Annotated in this window: 11 protein-coding genes; 3 read left to right on the top strand and 8 right to left on the bottom strand. The window is 66.4% G+C overall.

The features are described 5' to 3' along the window. Positions 1–43: 43 nt before the first annotated feature. The 6 genes from KH389_RS10345 to KH389_RS10320 form a co-directional block, all read right to left on the bottom strand. Complete coding sequence (locus KH389_RS10345) at positions 44–2,416, bottom strand: ATP-binding protein (protein WP_213607303.1); 2,373 nt, start codon at positions 2,414–2,416, stop codon at positions 44–46. Positions 2,417–2,421: 5 nt separating this feature from the next. Next, positions 2,422–5,223 (bottom strand): ATP-binding protein, encoded by a 2,802-nt coding sequence (locus KH389_RS10340; RefSeq protein WP_213607302.1) that lies wholly within the window; start codon positions 5,221–5,223, stop codon positions 2,422–2,424. Positions 5,224–5,360: 137 nt separating this feature from the next. Beyond that, entirely contained in the window at positions 5,361–6,986 is a 1,626-nt protein-coding gene (locus tag KH389_RS10335) for a methyl-accepting chemotaxis protein (protein ID WP_213607301.1), read from the bottom strand. Positions 6,987–7,187: 201 nt separating this feature from the next. Continuing rightward, positions 7,188–7,991, bottom strand: a complete 804-nt coding sequence (locus KH389_RS10330; protein WP_100632481.1) for a putative bifunctional diguanylate cyclase/phosphodiesterase — start codon at positions 7,989–7,991, stop codon at positions 7,188–7,190. Between the two features lie 164 nt (positions 7,992–8,155). Then, positions 8,156–9,625: a SulP family inorganic anion transporter gene (locus KH389_RS10325; RefSeq protein ID WP_100632480.1), complete on the bottom strand. Its 1,470-nt coding sequence runs from the start codon at positions 9,623–9,625 to the stop codon at positions 8,156–8,158. 179 nt (positions 9,626–9,804) lie between these two features. Then, positions 9,805–11,568 carry a S8/S53 family peptidase gene (locus KH389_RS10320; RefSeq protein ID WP_213607300.1) on the bottom strand — a complete coding sequence of 588 codons (1,764 nt, stop codon included), beginning with the start codon at positions 11,566–11,568 and terminating at the stop codon, positions 9,805–9,807. A 140-nt stretch (positions 11,569–11,708) separates the two neighbouring features. Here KH389_RS10320 and KH389_RS10315 point away from each other — a divergent pair, with 140 nt between their 5' ends. The 3 genes from KH389_RS10315 to KH389_RS10305 all read left to right on the top strand — a co-directional run bounded on the left by KH389_RS10315 (position 11,709) and on the right by KH389_RS10305 (position 15,509). Continuing rightward, positions 11,709–12,986: a bifunctional O-acetylhomoserine aminocarboxypropyltransferase/cysteine synthase gene (locus KH389_RS10315; protein WP_054916502.1), complete on the top strand. Its 1,278-nt coding sequence runs from the start codon at positions 11,709–11,711 to the stop codon at positions 12,984–12,986. Positions 12,987–13,109: 123 nt separating this feature from the next. Then, on the top strand, positions 13,110–15,056 hold the full coding sequence (locus KH389_RS10310; RefSeq protein WP_100632478.1) for a DNA topoisomerase III: 1,947 nt from the start codon (positions 13,110–13,112) through the stop codon (positions 15,054–15,056). Positions 15,057–15,119: 63 nt separating this feature from the next. Further along, the gene (locus tag KH389_RS10305) at positions 15,120–15,509 is read left to right on the top strand and encodes a VOC family protein (RefSeq protein WP_054916504.1); all 390 of its coding nucleotides are present in this window, start codon (positions 15,120–15,122) and stop codon (positions 15,507–15,509) included. A gap of 58 nt (positions 15,510–15,567) precedes the next feature. Here the strand turns inward: KH389_RS10305 and KH389_RS10300 are convergent, their stop codons facing one another. Together KH389_RS10300 and KH389_RS10295 are read right to left on the bottom strand one after the other, a co-directional pair. Further along, positions 15,568–16,512, bottom strand: a complete 945-nt coding sequence (locus KH389_RS10300) for a p-hydroxyphenylacetate 3-hydroxylase reductase component (RefSeq protein WP_213607299.1) — start codon at positions 16,510–16,512, stop codon at positions 15,568–15,570. A gap of 62 nt (positions 16,513–16,574) precedes the next feature. After that, positions 16,575–17,744, bottom strand: a complete 1,170-nt coding sequence (locus tag KH389_RS10295) for a p-hydroxyphenylacetate 3-hydroxylase oxygenase component (RefSeq protein ID WP_043861112.1) — start codon at positions 17,742–17,744, stop codon at positions 16,575–16,577. Between the last annotated feature and the right edge of the window lie 54 nt (positions 17,745–17,798).

Genomic DNA, 17,798 nt, shown 5'->3' with positions numbered 1-17,798 from the left:
GATCGCTCCGGTGTGCACAAAGTGTGGCAAGTCTCGGCCCGGGTCATACCGACCTCATCAAGTCGCAGAGCCGGTCGAGCGCCTGGTGAATATCGTCAATCAAGGTGAGCTGCAGGCTGGGCGCGCGCAGGCGGTGCTCAAGCTCACCGAACAGCCTGGCCAGCGCGTGCGCCTGCACCACCGACAGTGCGCCACTGACACCATGCACTTTGTGCAGGACGTCGGTTTGCTCGCCGGCCGCCAGGGCCAGGCGAATGGCGCGGATGTCCTTCTCCATGGTACTCAAAAACAGGTCGCGCATGGCCGGCGACAACACGATGCCCGCTGCCGATGACTCCGCCTCGGCCAACTGCACCGACAGCTCTAGCGACGGCTGGCGCCCGGCCTCCTCGTGCGCCAGCGCCGGGGTGACAGTGAGCAGCAGGTTGCGCAAGGTGGTCAGGCTCAGCGGCTTGACCACCCAGCAGGTCATGCCCGCTGCCTGGCAACGCTCGCCCTCGTCGCGCATGGCATTGGCGGTAACGCCGATGATCGGCGCCTTGGCGTTCTGCAGGCGTATCGCGCGCGCCAGCTCGTAGCCGTTCATGACCGGCATGTTGACATCGGTCAGCAGCACGTCGAAGCGGTACTTGCGCCACTGCTGCAGCGCCTGCTGGCCATCGCTGGCCAGTTCCACGGTGCAGCCCAGGGCTTCGAGTTGTTCCTTGAGAATGGCCTGGTTGATCAGGTTGTCCTCGGCCACCAGCACCTGCAGGCCAAGCTCCGGTAAGGCAGGGGCTGCGCCAGGCGGTGCGGGCTCGGTGACGCCGTTCTTTTCCATCAGCACGGCGCCGGCAATCGCCCGCACATGATTGGCGCTGACGCGCCAGCCTGCCTCCATCGGCTCGGGAACCTGCGGGCCGTCGTAGTCGCACAACAGGCGCCGGCCGTTCCAGTCCGGCAGCCACTTGCCGTTGCCCAGTACCTCGACCAGCAGCGCCCCGCTGTGCACCTCGTGCTGCGCGGCGCTGAGCACCGTAACCGTGGCATGCCAGCGCAGCAGCCAGCTGCCGATGTTCTCGGCCAGCTCCAGCACGGGCGCACGCACGTACACCTGCACGCCACCGAGGTCGATGCCAGGTTCTGCCGGCAACGGCGTGTCCGGCAGCACGAACGGCAGGCGCACCGTGAAACTGCTGCCCAACCCCTGTTCGCTGACCACCTTCACCTCGCCGCCCATCAACGCACTGAAGCGGCTGCAGATCGACAGGCCAAGCCCGGTGCCGCTGACAAGGTTGTTCGCGCGGGCCTGGTAGAACGGCTCGAACAGGTGCAGCTGCTGCTCCGGGGAAATGCCGATGCCGGTGTCGGTGACCTGGAGTTCCAGCATGATGTCTTGCCCTTCGCCCCTGGCCACGCGACAGCGCAGCACAACCCGCCCGATGTCGGTGAACTTGATCGCATTGCCCAGCAGGTTGTTGAGGATCTGCCAGATGCGCACCTCGTCCCCTACCAGCTGGTCGGGTATTTCCGGTGCCACGCAGGCATAGATCTGCAGGCCCTTTGCACGCGCGTTGGCGATGTGCGCGGACATCACGTCCTCGATCAGGCCCAATGGCGAAAAGGCCACCGACTCAAGGGTGAGTTGACCCGACTCGATCCTGGACACGTCCAGCACATCGCTGATCAGTTGCAACAATGTCGAGGACGAGCGCTGGATGATGCTGAGGTAATCCATCTGGCGCTGGTCGAGGCCGGTCAGGCCGAGCAGCTCCAGGGTGCCCAATACGCCGTACAGCGGGGTGCGAATCTCGTGGCTCATGGTCGCCAGGAAGAGGGTCTTGGCTTCACTGGCCTTGTCGGCCATGGACTTGGCCTGGCTCAAGGCCACCGCGCGTTCCAGGTGTTCGGTGACGTCGGTGAACGCGCACAGCAGAACCTGCTGGTCCTGGTAGCGGGTCGAGGAGAAACTGAGCCGGAAACAGCGACCCTGCAGCACCATGCTCGCCTCGCCGCACAGTTCGATGCCGGGTTGGCGCGCCATCTCGACGATGGACTGCGCCACTTCGCGACTGTCCTTGGCACGCTGATTCTCCACCACCACCTGGAGGTCGTGCAGGCGGATGACAATCAGCCCGGCAGGTGCACTTTCGATCACCGCCAGGCTGAACGCCTGGCTGTCGAGCAGCTCGCTCCGGGCCTGGCGAGCCGGCGCGATGACCTGCCGGCGATAGTGGTAGTACAGCCACCCCAGCAGGGCACTGAGCAACGCGAATGCCAGCACGATGCGCAGCAGCGGTAAATTCGCCCCACGGATGAAGCTGACGCAATCGACGCAGTACTGCGCTGCCCATTGCTCGTGGGTCATCGCCAGCAGGAAGATCAGGGCAATGCCAAGCAGCAAGCCGATACCGAGGCGTAGGGAGCTTCTGGCCAACGACGTCACTCTCGCCTCTCTTCACGCTGGCAGTGCTGCAGGCAGGTGAACAGCGCACCGAGGCCGAAGGGTTTGACCAGCAGCTGCTGCATGCCTACCGCCAGGCACCGATCGCCCTCGTCGCGCATGGCATTGGCCGTGGCACCGATGATGGGCACCACGCAGCCTTGACGACGAAGGGCCTTGGCCAGGTCATAGCCATTCATGCGCGGCATGTTGATGTCGGTGAGCACCACGTCGAACACCTCGTTCTGCCACAGCGCCAGGGCCTCATGCCCATCGCGGGCCAGGCCCACGCTGCACCCCAGCTCTTCCAGCTGGTCCTTGACGATCAGCTGGTTGATCACATTGTCTTCGGCGACCAGTACCCTCAGGTCCAGTTGCCGGGTGATCTCGTGCTCGATCCGGCCAGGCGCCGGGGGGGCGATGCCCTGGGCCTGGCTGACGGCCGCCAGCAGCCCGTTCAGGTCGTTGAGCTTGACCCGCCAGTAGCGTTGCTGCGACGGCGGCTCGCACTCCTGCGGGCAAATCACTACACGCGGCCCGCTCCACTCCAGCAGGACGGGGTGCGCGGTGTGCGGGTGGGCCTCCACCAGCAGCACGTCATGCGCGGCCTGGATCTCGGGTGGCAGCCCGATATGGGTCTGCGCGCCCCAGCGCCGCAGCCAGCCACTCACGTACTCGGCCATTTCCAGCACCGGGGAATGCACGTAGATCATCTCGTCGGCCAGGCGCGGCGTATCGCTCGCCGGCATCGGGTACGAGCGCCCCAGCGGAATGCTCAAGGTAAAGCTGCTGCCCAGGCCCACGGCGCTGACCACGCGGATGCTGCCGTTCATCAAGGCGGCCAGGCGCTGGCAGATGGACAGGCCCAGGCCGGTGCCGGGCACCACGTTGGTCTTGGTCGAGGACTGGTAGAACGGCTCGAACAGCAAGGCCTGGTCGTCCGGGGCAATGCCCGGGCCGCTGTCGCTGACCTGCCAGAGGATGTCGGCCCGTTCCTCGGTCATCGAGCCGACCTTGGCACGCAGTACGATCTGCCCGCTCTCGGTGAACTTCACCGCATTGTTGAGCAGGTTGTTCAGCACCTGGCGAATGCGCGTTATGTCGCCACGCAACAGCGCCGGCATGTACGGGTCGACGAAGGCATACAGATACAACCCCTTGCTGCGCGCAGCACCGGCGTAGCTCTGGGTCACGTCGTGGATCAGCTCCAGCGGCGAGAACTCGCTGGCCTCCAGGGCCAACTGACCGGCTTCGATCTTGGCCACATCGAGAACATCGCACACCAGGTTGAGCAGCGCTGCCGAGGAACTCTCGATGGCGTGCAGGTAGTCTTTCTGCGGCCCCCTCAGCTCGGTACGGGCCAGCAGCTCCAGGGTTCCGAGCACGCCATACAACGGCGTGCGTATCTCGTGACTCATGGTCGCCAGGAACAGTGTCTTGGCTTCATTGGCGGCATCGGCCATCTGCTTGGCCATGGTCATCGCGGCCTCGGCCTGCTTGCGCGTACTGATATCGCTGAAGGCGCAGAACAGCACGTCCTCGCCGTTGTAGCGGGTGCGCACGAAACTCAGGTGCAGGTGGCGACCGTCGCCGGCCTGGAACTCGTCGGACTGGACGATTTCGCGGTCGCTGAAGGCTTGTTCGATCCAGCCGTGGCACAGGCGCTCGCGCTCCTTGCACTCGCCCAGCCACTGCTGCGACAAGGTGTTCTCCAGTACCACCTGGCCATCCGCGCGGCGCAGCACGCAAAGCGCCACCGGGGCGGTCTGGATGATCGCGCGGTTGAACGCTTCACTTTCGATCAGTGCATCGATGCGCTGGGTCGCCGGGGTGATCAGGCGCCGTTCGACGCGCGTCACCAGGCGCCCCACCAGCACGCCGATCAGCAGAATCAGGGCGCTGGCAGCCAGCAACGGCCACCACAACACCTTGAGCAAGGCCTCCAGCCCGATGGCATAGAACAGCTTCCAATCCGAGTAGCCCAGCTTCTTGCGCATCACCAGCTGGTCGGGCCAGAAGCCTTCCCCGGAGAAGCCGAAGTCATGACCTGTCTCCAGCTTCGGCAAGGGCAGCGACGGGTACACGCTCGACACGCTGCGCATCATCACATCGCCTCTGGGGTTGAGCATCATGAACTGCCCTGCCGCGTCATCGTGCAGCGTGCTGGCCACGTCGCTGGCATCCATCTCCATGCCGAGCCAGCCCGATCGGGGCTGGTGGAAATCCACCCGCACGAACAGATACAGCCGCGGCGTCGACGCCTGCTGATCGCTGAGCCAGACCGCCTGGTCCGCCTCGGGCAGGGTGGGATCAATACGCTGCAGGCGGCTCAGCACCGCGCCAGGGATCGGCGTATCGAAGCTGACCGTGCGGTTCAGGTACACCACGCGGGCCGCCACCTGATCGGCGACGTACAGCAGGTTGATGCGGTTTGTCGTGAGGAAATCCACCATGCGCCCGGACAACTGCAGGTCCCAGCGGAGATCGTCACCGGGCTGTCGGTGGCCGACCTGCTGCGCCACCGCGAACTGTTGCGCAGGTGGCTTCGCCACCGCCGACAGCGCGAGGCTCTTGAGCAGCGCCTCGCGCTGGGTGAAGAACACCCGTGCATTGGCGATGGCATCGCTCATGAGCCCCTGACGACGGGAGACTTCGTTCCTGAGAATCGAGCTCAGGGAAATGATCGCACCCACCACCATGCCCAGCACCAGCAACTGGGCGAACAATCGCAGCAGCCGGCGCACGGCCTTGGGGGTGGAGAAGAACGAGTCGGTGGGTTGCAGGAAATGCTTCAATTTCATGGCGCCAGCTTAAGTGCCCTTTGCTGCGCAGCACTATCAGGCAAGCCTTAAAAATGCGCCCCGGCACAGCCAGGGCGCTTGGCTCAGCTCGATGTACCGCCGCGAATGCGCATGTCGGCTGGTGCACCGGCGCGGTTTCACGTGGTGAAACGCCGGGTCAGGTCGGCCATGGCAATCGCCAGCCTGGACAGCTCGTTGCTTGCAGTGGCCGTCTGGCTGGCGCCGTCGGAGGTCTGCACCGAGTGATCGCGAATGCTCACCAGGTTGTGGTCCACCGAACGTGCCACCTGCGCCTGCTCTTCGGAAGCGGTTGCAATCAGGAAGTTGCGGTCGTTGATCTCGGTGATCGAACGGGCAATCGCGTCCAGTGCGGCGCCGGCTTCCTGCGCGATCCCCAGGGTGTCCTGGGCATTGACGCGGCTTTGCGACATCGCCGTTACCGCCTGCTCGGCCCCCGCCTGGATGTCGGCGATCATGGTCTCGATTTCCTTGGTGGACTCCTGGGTGCGGTGGGCCAGTGCCCTCACCTCGTCGGCCACCACGGCGAACCCGCGCCCCTGGTCACCGGCCCTGGCAGCCTCGATGGCAGCATTGAGGGCCAACAGGTTGGTCTGCTCGGCAATCGCGCGAATCACGTCCAGCACCTTGCTGATGTTCTGTGCCCTGTTCGCAAGGCCTTCGACTTCCCCGCTGGTGGACTCGACAATCGTTGTCAGGTTCTGGATGGCGACAACCGCCTGGGTCACCCGCTCGGAACCGGTGCGGGTCGAACTGGCGGACTGCTGGGTGACTTCCGACGCGGAGGCTGCGTTGCGCGCCACCTCTTCGACCGCAACCGTCATCTCGTTCACGGCGGTGGCGGCCTGTTCGATTTCATCGCTCTGCTGCTGCAGCCCGCGGCTCGATTCCTCGGCCACCGAATGCATCTGTTCGGCCGCTGCGGCCAACTGGTTCGACGAGTCGCCCATCAGACGAATGGTGTCACGCAGGCTGGCCTGCATGCTCGCGGTCGAGGCCATCAGATCGGTCAGCTCGTCCTTGCCGGACATCGGCACGACACTGCGCAGGTCGCCTTCGGCAATCCGCTGGTTGATCCCCAGCACCGCCAGCAACGGTACGGTGATGCTGCGCGCAAACAGAACCCCCATCAGGATGCTCAACACCACGACCACGCTGATGATCACGATCACGGTCTTCACCGAGCTCTGATAGATGGCCTCGGACTCGATCCCCGATTGGCGGGCACCTTTGCGGTTGATGTCAATCATCTTGCCGATAACGACCTGCAGGCTGTTCGCCAGCGGCCGAGTCGTCTGGTTGAGGTACTCGGTGGCTTCGGCGGCGTGGTCGGCCTGCACCCGTTCCAGAAAGCTGTCCAGCTGCCCTATGTAGTTGGCGATCCCTGTCTTGACATCGTCGTAGGCAGCTTGTTCGTCCGGGCTGGACACCTGGTGACGATAGTCGGTGACCGCCTTGTCGAGCTCGCTGCGTGCACCGGTGATGGTCTCGATGGACATCTTCCTGATCGCTGTGTCATCGGTACTGAGGAGGCGATAGCTTTCAAGCCGCAGGCGCAGCACCAGCGCGTCGATCGCGCCTCCCTGGCGCACACTTTCCATCCAGTTCTTCTCGATTTCCAGGGCAGCGGCACGCACTCGGCCCATTTGCATGATGGAAACCACACCCAGGACAATGACCAGCACGTTCAATACGAAAAACACCAGTATTGCTCGATGGCCCAGCCTGAAATTTCTAAGCAGCATGTTCAATCCCTCATAGAAACAAGCAGAAAATCGGAGGCACCCGACTCCGCGTCGTTGCTGGTGGGGACTTTAATGAGGGCGTTTGAAACAGCCTATCAGGCAAGCCTGAAAACGGGCCTGCACACCGCCCTCCGATGATCGGCGATCGAAGTACGCCCACACTCCGAGCGGCCAGGCGCCCTTGCGTGGCGGTGGCAGCCGCTAGTTGAACAGGCGTTGCAACTCCGTCGGCGGCAAGGGCCGACTGAGCAGGTAACCCTGCGCGTAATGGCAGCCCTGGCCCACGATGAAGTCCAGGTGGTCAGCCTCCTCGACGCCTTCGGCAACCACTTCGAAGCCCAGCTCGCACCCCAGCCCGATGATTGCACGACAGATCGCGTGCAGCTTGCCGCTCTGGGGCTGGCCGCTGACGAAGCTCCTGTCGACCTTGAGGATGCTCAATGGAAAACGCAGCAGGCAACTCAGGGCTGAGTAGCCGGTGCCAAAATCATCCAGCGCCAGCCGCACGCCCAGGCTCACCAGTTCATCGAGGCAGGCCTTGACCTGGGCACTGTCGCTGACCCACTGGCTTTCGGTGATTTCCAGGATCAGGCTCGCCGGCGGCAGCCCGCAGGCCTGCAGAACGCGCCGCACCGAGGCGGCGAAGCCGACCTGCTCCAGCTGCAGGCTGGAGACGTTGACCGAACAGTGCAGCTGCCCCTGCCCGGCCAGTTGCCAGTCGCGGACCTGTCGACAGGCGCGCTGCAGCACCCACTCGCCAACCGGTACGATCTGCCCGGTGGCTTCAAGGGTGGGGATGAACGCCAGCGGCGGCACCAGTTGCCCGGCAGATCGCCAGCGCAGCAGCGCCTCGACACCCGCGATGTAGGGGCGACCCTGATCGACGCGGTAGAGCGGTTGATAATGCAGTTCGAACTGATCCCGCTCCAGGGCCCTTCCGAGGTCCGACTGCAACGACGTACTCGCGACGGGCGTCGAGACCACGTAAAGCGCCGACTGATTCATCACTCACCCCTCCCACGCAGGCGTGCCATAGCCCATCCACCGCTTCGAAAGACTCCTCCAATCAACAGGCTTGCCGTCAGAGAACGTCACTCCCGTGACAGGCCAATGTTCAGGCACATGCCGCAGCGCGGACCATCAGCAGATCCTTAAAAATGCGCGTGGGCTCAGGCGGTGTGCTGCTCCCCCGCACGCCTGAGCAGTTGCTTGCAGCGCTCGGTCAGGTGCACCACGCGCAGGTGCTTGCCGGCCTTGGCATAGCGCTCGCGCAGGGTCTTGATGGCAGCGATCGCCGAGTAGTCGACCACCCGCAGGTGGGCGCAGTCCAGGGTCACCTCGGCCGGGTCGTCGGCCGGGGTGAACTGGTTCAGAAAGGTGGTGACCGACGCAAAGAACAGGGTGCCGTGCACGCGGTACAGCTTGCTGCCGTCGGCGTGCACGTCGCTGTCGGCGTACAGCTCGCGGGCCTGCTGCCAGGCAAAGTTCAGGGCGGCGATGATGATGCCGAACATCACGGCAGCCGCCAGGTCGGTGAACACCGTGACCACGGTGACCGCCACGATGGTCAGCACGTCGTTCACCGGCACCTTGTGCAGCACCCGCAGCGATGCCCAGGCGAAGGTCTGCTGCGCCACCACGAACATCACCCCCACCAGTGCCGCCAGCGGAATGCGTTCGATCAGCGGCGCGAGAAACAGCACGAACATCAGGATCATCACCCCGGCCACGACGCCCGACAGCCGACCGCGCCCGCCGGAGCCGAGGTTGATCACGGTCTGCCCGATCATCGCGCAGCCGCCCATGCCGCCGCACAGGCCCGAGACCATGTTGGCCGCGCCCAGCGCCACACATTCGCGGTCGGGGTGGCCGCGGCTCTCGGTGATTTCGTCGGTGAGGTTGAGGGTGAGCAGGGTTTCGAGCAGGCCGACCATGGCCATCAGTACTGCATATGGCGCGATGATGCGCAGGGTGTCGAGGGTCCATGGCACCTCGGGCAGGGCCAGGCCCGGCAGGCCGCCGGCAATGTGCGCCATGTCGCCCAGGGTGCGGGTGGGCAGGTCGAACAGGTACACCAGCAGGCCCACGCCGAGAATCGCCACCAGCGCCGGCGGCACGGCGCGGGTCAGGCGTGGCAGCACGTAGACGATGGCCATGGTCAGTGCCACCAGGCCGAGCATCAGGTACAGCGCATTGCCGGCAAGCCAGGCCTGGCCGGACTTGAAGTGTTCGAGCTGGGCCAGGGCAATCACGATGGCCAGGCCGTTGACGAAGCCGAGCATCACCGGGTACGGCACCAGGCGCACCAGCTTGCCCAGGCGCAGCAGGCCGAACAGCAGCATCACCAGCCCGCCCAGCAGCACCGTGGCCAGCAGGTATTGCACGCCGTGCTGCACCACCAGCGCGACGATCACCACCGCCATCGAGCCGGCGGCGCCGGAAACCATGCCCGGGCGCCCGCCGAACAGTGCGGTCAGGGTGCAGATGATGAAGGCGCCGTACAGGCCCAACAGCGGGTTCAGGTGCGCAACCAGGGCGAAGGCGATGCACTCGGGCACCAGGGCGAAGGCGGTGGTGAGGCCGGCGAGCACGTCGGCGCGCACGGGGGCGAGTCGGAAGGGTTTGCGTGTGGGCTGCATCGGGGTTCCAATCGGCAGGGCATCGCCTGCGGGGGTGACAGGGTATCGAGGGGGTGCAAAAGGTTGGCTAGCTTACCTCAAACACAAACGGCGTCGCAGCCATCGCGGGGCAAGCCCGCTCCCACAGGACTGTGCAGAGCCTGTGGGAGCGGGCTGGACCCGCGATGAAGGCGACACCCTCATCGCACCCGGTCGCGGCTCTGCACCGCCAGGTCCAGGGCCTTGTGCATGTCCAGCCGCGCCGAGCGGCCGACGTCCTTGTCATTGAGCTGGTAGTTGCGCTCGGACGGCAGGATCGGCGCGGTCAGGTCTTCGGCGTCCATCGGCTCGAAGTCGCCCTCGCCGCCCAGGGTCATGGCGCTGCGGCGCAGCAACAGGCGCAGTTGCTCGGGCTGCAGGCGCGGGTTGATCGAGAGCATGGCCGCCACCACCCCGGCCACCATCGGCGTGGCATAGGAGGTACCGCAGTGCACCTCGCCGCGCTGGTCGGCCTGCGCAGTGGACGCCTGCACGCAGGCGGCGGCGGTGATGTCCACGCGCGCGTCGATGTTGGAGGCGGCGCGCTTGACCACATAGGCCGGATCATCCACCGCCACCGGGCGCTCGCTGCGCTGGTGCCCGCCCACCACCAGCAACTGCTCGGTGACGAACGAGGACGGCAGGCGGTACTCGTCGGTACCCGAGTACGACGCGCCATTGCCCGCCGAGTTGATCACCACCACGTCCGGGTGCTCCTTGCGCAGCCACAGGAAGAACTCCTCCAGCAGCTCTTCATAGCCGCTCATGGCCAGGCCCGAGCGCACCAGCGAGTCGACCTCGTCGCCCTCGACGTTCTTCGCCCCCACCCGGTGGATGCCCCAGCTCCAGTTCAGCACCCGCACGCCGTCCTCCACCAGGTTGACCGAGGCGGCGATGTTGGCGGTGATGCCGGCGTCGGAATTGCGCTCCACGATCACCTCGAAGCCGGGGCTGGCCGGGTCGAGCCCGCGCAGAAAACCGGTATTGCCGCCCTGCTCCCAGCGCGCGGCGAGCACCCCGGCCACCGTGCTGCCATGCCCGTCGGGCTTGTCGGCGTCACGCGCGTACAGGCAGGTGCGTGGTCGCTCGCCGCGGCACGGGCCCAGGTAATCGGCGAAATCGGGGGCGTCGAAATCCACGTCGCGCTCGATCACGCCGATGCGAACCGGGCTGACCGGTACCGCCGCATCGCGGGCAGGGATGCGCCGCTGGTAGAAGTTGACCGCGTCCATGAAACGGTTGGCGGCCCACTCCTCGCCGCCGGGCCGGGCCTGCGCATCTGCGGGTTCGCGCTCCTCGCCCTTTTCCGGCGCGGACTCCTCGATCACCACGGCGTCCACGCTGACCTCGCTGCCCAGGCGCAGCACCATGGCATCGCGCTGCACCAGGTCACTGACCGGCAGGCGCAGCTGGTAGACGTTCAGCGGCGCGATCGCCCCCACCACCTTGGCGCCGTACTTGTCGGCCAGGCGCTGGGCCTCCTGCAGACCGTCGTGGCGCTCTTCGATCAGCAGGCTGACCAGGTCGACATAGGTGGTCAGGCCGTCCATGTTCTTCGCCACCTCGCCCGGCCCGGCGGGCACCACATGGCTGGCCTTGAGCGACAGCCACACCGGGTTGCTGGCCTGGCCGCCCGCGTCCTGCAGCCACAACGGGCCGCTGTCCAACCGCGCCGTATCGAGGTTCAGGCGCAGCGTATCGCCATCGCGGGTGACACGGGCGGCGGGCAGCACGTGCCCGTCCAGATGCACCCCGGGCGTGCCCTGCGCCAGGCCGCGGGTGCTCACGCACCACTGCTGCTGAACCGCGCTCAGCACATCGCCACAGCGCTGCAGGCCGGTGATGCGCAAGGGCTCGGCGGCGATGGCCAGGGTGCTGGCCAGGGCCAGCAGGGCGAAACCGGGTGCAATCAGGTGGGGCAGCATGGGCGACTCCGTTGCAGGGTGGCAGGCAATGACCATCCGACCGGCTGGCGCAGGTCATCGTTCAGCGGGGCAAGGCTTGACCCCGCGTTTGCGCCCCGCGCATGCTTCGGCCTCCACGACTTTCAAGGAACGACTGCATCATGAAGCTGGAAACCTTGGCGATCCATGCGGGCTTCAGCCCCGATCCGACCACCAAAGCGGTTGCGGTGCCGATCTACCAGACCACCTCGTTCGCCTTCGATGACACCCAGCATGGTGCCGACCTGTTCGACCTCAAGGTGGCCGGCAACATCTACAGCCGCATCATGAACCCCACCAACGATGTGCTGGAACAGCGCATGGCCGCGCTGGAAGGCGGCGTGGGCGCACTGGCGGTGGCCTCGGGCATGGCGGCGATCACCTACGCCATCCAGACCGTGGCAGAGGCCGGCGACAACATCGTCTCGGTGGCCAAGCTGTATGGCGGCACCTACAACCTGCTGGCCCATACCCTGCCGCGCTTCGGCATCCAGACCCGCTTCGCCGCCCATGACGACATCGCCGCCCTCGAGGCGCTGATCGACGACAAGACCAAGGCGGTGTTCTGCGAGTCGATCGGCAACCCGGCCGGCAACATCGTCGACCTGCGCGCGCTGGCCGATGCCGCGCACCGCCATGGCGTGCCGCTGATCGTCGACAACACCGTGGCCACGCCGATCCTGTGCCGCCCGTTCGAGCACGGCGCCGACGTGGTGGTGCACTCGCTGACCAAGTACATCGGCGGCCACGGCACCAGCATCGGCGGCATCGTGATCGACTCGGGCAACTTCCCGTGGGCCGACCACAAGCAGCGCTTCGCCCTGCTCAACACCCCCGACCCGTCCTACCACGGCGTGACCTACACCGAGGCCTTCGGCCCGGCGGCGTTCATCGGGCGCTGCCGCGTGGTGCCGCTGCGCAACACCGGCGCGGCGCTGTCGCCGTTCAACGCCTTCCTGATCCTGCAGGGGCTGGAGACCCTGGCCCTGCGCATGGAGCGTCACACCGAGAACGCCCTGAAGGTGGCCCACTACCTGCAGGGTCACGAGCAGGTGGCGTGGGTCAAGTACGCCGGCCTGCCGGACCACCCCGAGCACGCGCTGGCGCTGCGCTACACCGAGGGCAAGCCGGCGTCGATCCTGTCGTTCGGGATCAAGGGCGGCCAGGAGGCCGGTGCACGCTTCATCGACGCACTCAAGCTGGTGGTGCGCCTGGTGAACATCGGCGATGCCAAGTCGCTGGCCTGCCACCCGGCCTCCACCACCCATCGCCAGTTGAACGACGAAGAGCTGGAAAAGGCCGGCGTGCCGCGTGACATGGTGCGCCTGTCGATCGGCATCGAACACAGCGACGACATCCTGGCCGACCTGGCCCAGGCACTGGAAGCGTCGCGCGGCTGAGGCATCGGCGGGCAGGCAAGCGCTACACATTCATCTGTATATCCATACAGATAAACCTTGCCTGCATCGCCAATCCTGCGCATTCTAGGGCCCATCACAGCCCGACCAAGAGCTCACTCGGCCATGCGCCTGTACCTCTGCGAAAAACCCTCCCAGGCCAAGGACATCGCCAAGGTCCTTGGCGCCAGCCGCCGCGGCGACGGTTGCTGGGTCGGCACGGGCGTCACGGTGACCTGGTGCATCGGCCACCTGCTCGAAACCGCCCCGCCCGACGCCTACGATGCCCGCTACAAGCGCTGGTCGCTGGCCGACCTGCCGATCATCCCGGCGCAATGGAAAATGCTGGTAAAACCCAGGACGGCCGCGCAGTTCAAGGCGGTCAAGCGCCTGCTCGGCGAGGCGGCCGAACTGGTGATTGCCACCGACGCCGACCGCGAGGGCGAAATGATCGCCCGCGAGCTGGTGGAGCACTGCCGCTATCGCGGGCCGATCCAGCGCCTGTGGCTGTCGGCGCTGGATGACGCCTCGATCCGCAAGGCCCTGGCCGCCCTCAGGCCCGGCGCCGCCACCTTCAACCTGTACCACTCGGCCCTGGGCCGCTCGCGTGCCGACTGGCTGATCGGCATGAACATGAGCCGGCTGTTCACCCTGCTCGGCCGCCAGTCCGGCTATCAGGGCGTGTTGCCGGTGGGCCGGGTGCAAACCCCGACACTGCGCCTGGTGGTGGACCGCGACCGCAGCATCGCCGATTTCGTGCCGGTGCCGTTCTGGGCCATCGATGTGCAGTTGCGCAGCGCCGGCGAGGTGTTCAATGCCCAGTGGCGTGCGCCCGACGAGCTGTGCGACGACCAGGGCCGCTGCCTGAACCAGGCGTTCGCGCAGCAGGCGGCTGCGGCCATCCAGGCGGCGCCCACGGCGCGCCTTTTGACGCTGACCACCGAGCGCGTGCGCGAGGCAGCGCCGCTGCCCTTCGACCTGGGCACCCTGCAGGAGCTGTGCTCGAAGAAATTCGGCCTGGGCGCCCAGGAAACCCTCGACATCGCCCAGGCGCTGTACGAAACCCACAAGGTCATCACCTACCCGCGCAGCGACTGTGGCTACCTGCCCCTGAGCCAGCACGCCGAGGCGCCGGCGATTCTTGCCGCGCTGGGGCGCGCCGACCCGAGCCTGGCGCCCTTGCAGCCGCACCTGCAGGCGCAACGCCGCTCACGCGCGTGGAACGACGCCAAGGTCAGCGCCCACCACGGCATCATCCCCACCGCCGCCGCGCTCGACCCGGCGCGCCTGCCGCCCAAGCACAAGTCGGTGTACGTGCTGATTCGTGCCCGCTACCTGGCGCAGTTTCTGCCCAACCATGAATACGACCGCACCCAGGCCGACTTCGATTGCGCCGGGCAGGCGCTGCGTGCGGTGGGCAAGCAGATCGTCGAGCCGGGCTGGCGGCGCGCGCTGCCCGAAGCCCTGACCCCGCCCAAGGGCCGCGAGGCGCCGGTGGCGCAAGTGCTGCCGGCATTGCACGAGGGTCAGCTGTGCGAGGTGGCCGGGGTCAACCTCAAGGACCTGTGGACCCAACCGCCCAAGCCCTTCACCGAAGGCGACCTGATCAAGGCGATGAAGAACGTCGCCAAGCTGGTGGACGACCCGCGCCTTAAACAGAAGCTCAAGGACACCACCGGCATCGGCACCGAAGCGACCCGCGCCGGGATCATCCAGGGCCTGCTCGACCGGGGCTACCTGGTCAAGCAGGGCAAGGCGCTGTCGGCCACGCCGGCGGCGTTCAGCCTGATCGACGCGGTGCCAAGGGCGATTGCCGACCCTGGCACCACGGCGATCTGGGAGCAGGCGCTGGACATGGTGCAGAGCGGCGAAATGAGCCTGGAAGCGTTCGTGGCCAAGCAGTCGGCGTGGATGAGCAAGCAGGTGGAGCGCTGCTCGGGCATGAGCCTGCGCATTTCAGGGCCGCCGGTGCCGGCCGGGCGCGGCGGCGCGCCGTGGAAGAAGAAGCGCAAGAGCAGCGCCACGGCCGGCAAGCGACCCCGTGCCACCAAAGCGAAAAAAACCGGGGCTTAGGCCCGTGCCGGCTGCTTCGCCGGCAAGGCCGGCCCCTACAGAAACCACCGACAAGGAATGTGTATGAAACTGGGCTACACCATCGTTTATGTACCCGATGTCGAGGCATCGTTGAGCTTCTTCGAGAATGCCTTCGGCCTGAAGCGTCGTTTTCTGCATGAGTCCGGCGATTACGGCGAGCTGGACACCGGGCCAACCACCCTGGCCTTCGCGTCGCTGGAACTGGGCGAGTCGAATTTCCCGGAAGGTTTCGTTGCCGCCAGCAACAGCCACAAGCCCCTGGGCATGGAGATCGCGCTGGTGACCGAGAAGGTCGCGGCGGCCCACGCCAATGCCCTGGTCAACGGCGCCGAGGAAATCAGGGCGCCGCAGAGCAAGCCCTGGGGCCAGACGGTTTCCTACTTGCGCTGCCCGGCCGGGGTGCTGGTGGAGCTGTGCTCGCCGATGGGTTGAAAGCGCTTGGCCAGCAAGGCTGGCGCCTACAGGGGCCGTCCTTGGCAAAGCCTTTGGCTCACGCGCGAATCACTGCCTTGAGCACCGTCTTGAACGTCTCGATCTGCTCGTCGCTGAACGCGGCAAATACCGTGTCCTGCTGCTCGCGCGCAATCGTCCACAGGGCCTCGGTCTGGTCGATGCCGGCCACGCTCAGGCGCACATGCCCGGCCGCCTCGCTGTCGCACACCAGCCCCTTGCGCTTGAGGTTGGCCACCGCCTCGTCGATCTCTCGCGCCGGCATCGCCACCTCGCGCTGCAGGTCGGCCAGGTTCAACCCCGCATCGTTCTCCAGCACCATCAGCATGCGCGCCTCGCTGGTGCGCAAGCCACTGGACAGCTGGCGCGGCTGGTAACTGGCTTGGTAGGCACGCAGCGCCTGGGTCATCAGGTAGTACAGGTTGTGGCTCAGGCGCCCCTGAAAATGGCTGCTGGGGGCCTGCCCCTCTTCGCGTCGGGTCATGCGGGTGTGCGGCAGCACCATCGAGTACGCACCCTGGTGGTAGAGCAACGGCGAACGCCCGCCATCGTCGAACGCTACCACCTTGCCCAGCATGATCCAGTGGTCACCGCCGTCGAGCAGTTGATGGCGTTCGCACTGGAAGCACGCGGCGCAATCGGCCAGCAGCGGTGCGCCCCCCTCGCCCGCCCGGTGCTCGATGCCGGCAAAGCGGTCCTCCCGTGGCTTGGCGAAGTTGTTCGACAGCTCGATCTGGTCGGCGGCCAGGATGTTCACCGCAAAGTGGCTGGCGGCCTCGAACACCGCGAGGCTGCTGGAGCGCTTGTCCAGGCTCCAGAGGATCAGCGGCGGGTCCAGCGAGACCGAATTGAAGCTGTTGGCCGTGACCCCGACCTTGTTGCCCACGGCATCGGCGGCGGTGACCACGGTGACGCCGGTGGCGAAGTTGCCCAGGGCGCGGCGGAACGCGCGGCTGTCGAAGGCCACGGCAGGTTCAGTAGACATGCAAGACTCCCCGGCTGCCGCCAGGGCAGCCGTACGTTGTTGTTATGGGCAGGGCGCGGTGTTCACACCATGCTCGGGTCGGGCTCCAGGCCCATCAGCTCGCGACCGAGGATCTGCGCGCAGACGTCGTAGTCGGTGTAGGCATGGGCGCCGGTCATGTGCGAGTCGCGCCACAGGCGCTGCATCTCGTTGGCCTCGAACCAGGCGGTGCCGCCCGCGGCTTCGAACAGGCGATCCACGGCCTGGATGCACATCTTCACCGCGTAGCCCTGGTTGGTGCGCCAGAACGCCAGGGTCTCGCGGCTGGGGTACTGGTGGCGGGCGCTGTGGTCGGCGTGCTCCTGCCAGGTTTTTTCGAGAAAGGCCCGCGCGGCGGCCACCTGGTGGGTGGACTCGGCCAGGCGCATCAATGCGGGGGTGGCTGCGCCAACCGCAGCGCCGGTGTAGGCGCGCACGCGGTTGGCGGTCTTCTCGCGGAAGGCCTGGAGCATGCGCTCGGCCACCCCCAGGCTGACCGTGGAAAAGCCACTGGCGAAGTACGGCCGGTACGGCGAATAGAACACCTTGCTGTCCGGGTACAGGCCGAAGCCGGCGGACTTGCCTTCCATCATGTCCTTGGCTTTCTGGATGCGGTACTCGGGCACGAAGGCCTTGTCGATGAGCAGGGTCTTGGTGCCGCTGCCCTTCATGCCCGCAGCGTGCCAGTCGTCGCGGATCACGTAGTCGCTGCGCGGCAGCACGGCGAAGCAGTAGTCCTGGGTGCCTTCGGCGTTGGCGCGGCGGCAGCCGACGATGGCCCATTCGGCATGGTCGCTGCCGCTGCTCCAGCCCATCTCACCGCTGAACAGCAGGCCGCCCTCGACCTCCTCGATACGCCCGAACGGCGCGATGCTGCTGCTGGCAGTGGCGTCGCGGTCGGTGCCCCAGATCTCTTCCTGCAACCGGGCCGGGAACATCGCCAGCTGGTGGCTGTGGGTGCACAGCAGGCTCATGGCCCAGGCGGTACTGGCACAGGCACCGGCCAGCGCGGCGATGCAGTCGGCGAATTCGGGCAGGGAAATTTCCAGGCCGCCATACAGCTTGGGCTGGAAGGCGCGGTGCAGGCCGATGCCCTTGAGCAGCGCGATGTTTTCGGCGGGTACCTGGCGATCCTGCTCGGCACGGGCGGCGTTGGCGGCGATGGTCGGCAACAGTGGCTTGAGGTCTTCAAGCAGCGGGTTTGGCTTTTTCATGGAGGGCCCTGCTTATTATTGGATGTCCGGGCCGGGCTGCGAGGTGGGCAGCTG

The organism is Pseudomonas qingdaonensis (assembly GCF_018398475.1).
Lineage (GTDB): Bacteria > Pseudomonadota > Gammaproteobacteria > Pseudomonadales > Pseudomonadaceae > Aquipseudomonas > Aquipseudomonas palmensis.
The sequence above is the reverse complement of the archived record's forward strand: the minus strand, read 5'-3'. Positions and strand labels throughout refer to the sequence as shown.

Excerpts from the sequence above, each read along its gene's own strand:
- KH389_RS10310 (WP_100632478.1), top strand. The coding sequence starts at position 13,110 with ATGCGCCTGTACCTCTGCGAAAAACCCTCCCAGGCCAAGGACATCGCC.
- KH389_RS10315 (WP_054916502.1), top strand. The coding sequence starts at position 11,709 with ATGAAGCTGGAAACCTTGGCGATCCATGCGGGCTTCAGCCCCGATCCG.
- KH389_RS10300 (WP_213607299.1), bottom strand. The coding sequence starts at position 16,512 with ATGTCTACTGAACCTGCCGTGGCCTTCGACAGCCGCGCGTTCCGCCGC.
- KH389_RS10305 (WP_054916504.1), top strand. The coding sequence starts at position 15,120 with ATGAAACTGGGCTACACCATCGTTTATGTACCCGATGTCGAGGCATCG.
- KH389_RS10335 (WP_213607301.1), bottom strand. The coding sequence starts at position 6,986 with ATGCTGCTTAGAAATTTCAGGCTGGGCCATCGAGCAATACTGGTGTTT.
- KH389_RS10295 (WP_043861112.1), bottom strand. The coding sequence starts at position 17,744 with ATGAAAAAGCCAAACCCGCTGCTTGAAGACCTCAAGCCACTGTTGCCG.
- KH389_RS10330 (WP_100632481.1), bottom strand. The coding sequence starts at position 7,991 with ATGAATCAGTCGGCGCTTTACGTGGTCTCGACGCCCGTCGCGAGTACG.
- KH389_RS10325 (WP_100632480.1), bottom strand. The coding sequence starts at position 9,625 with ATGCAGCCCACACGCAAACCCTTCCGACTCGCCCCCGTGCGCGCCGAC.
- KH389_RS10340 (WP_213607302.1), bottom strand. The coding sequence starts at position 5,223 with ATGAAATTGAAGCATTTCCTGCAACCCACCGACTCGTTCTTCTCCACC.
- KH389_RS10320 (WP_213607300.1), bottom strand. The coding sequence starts at position 11,568 with ATGCTGCCCCACCTGATTGCACCCGGTTTCGCCCTGCTGGCCCTGGCC.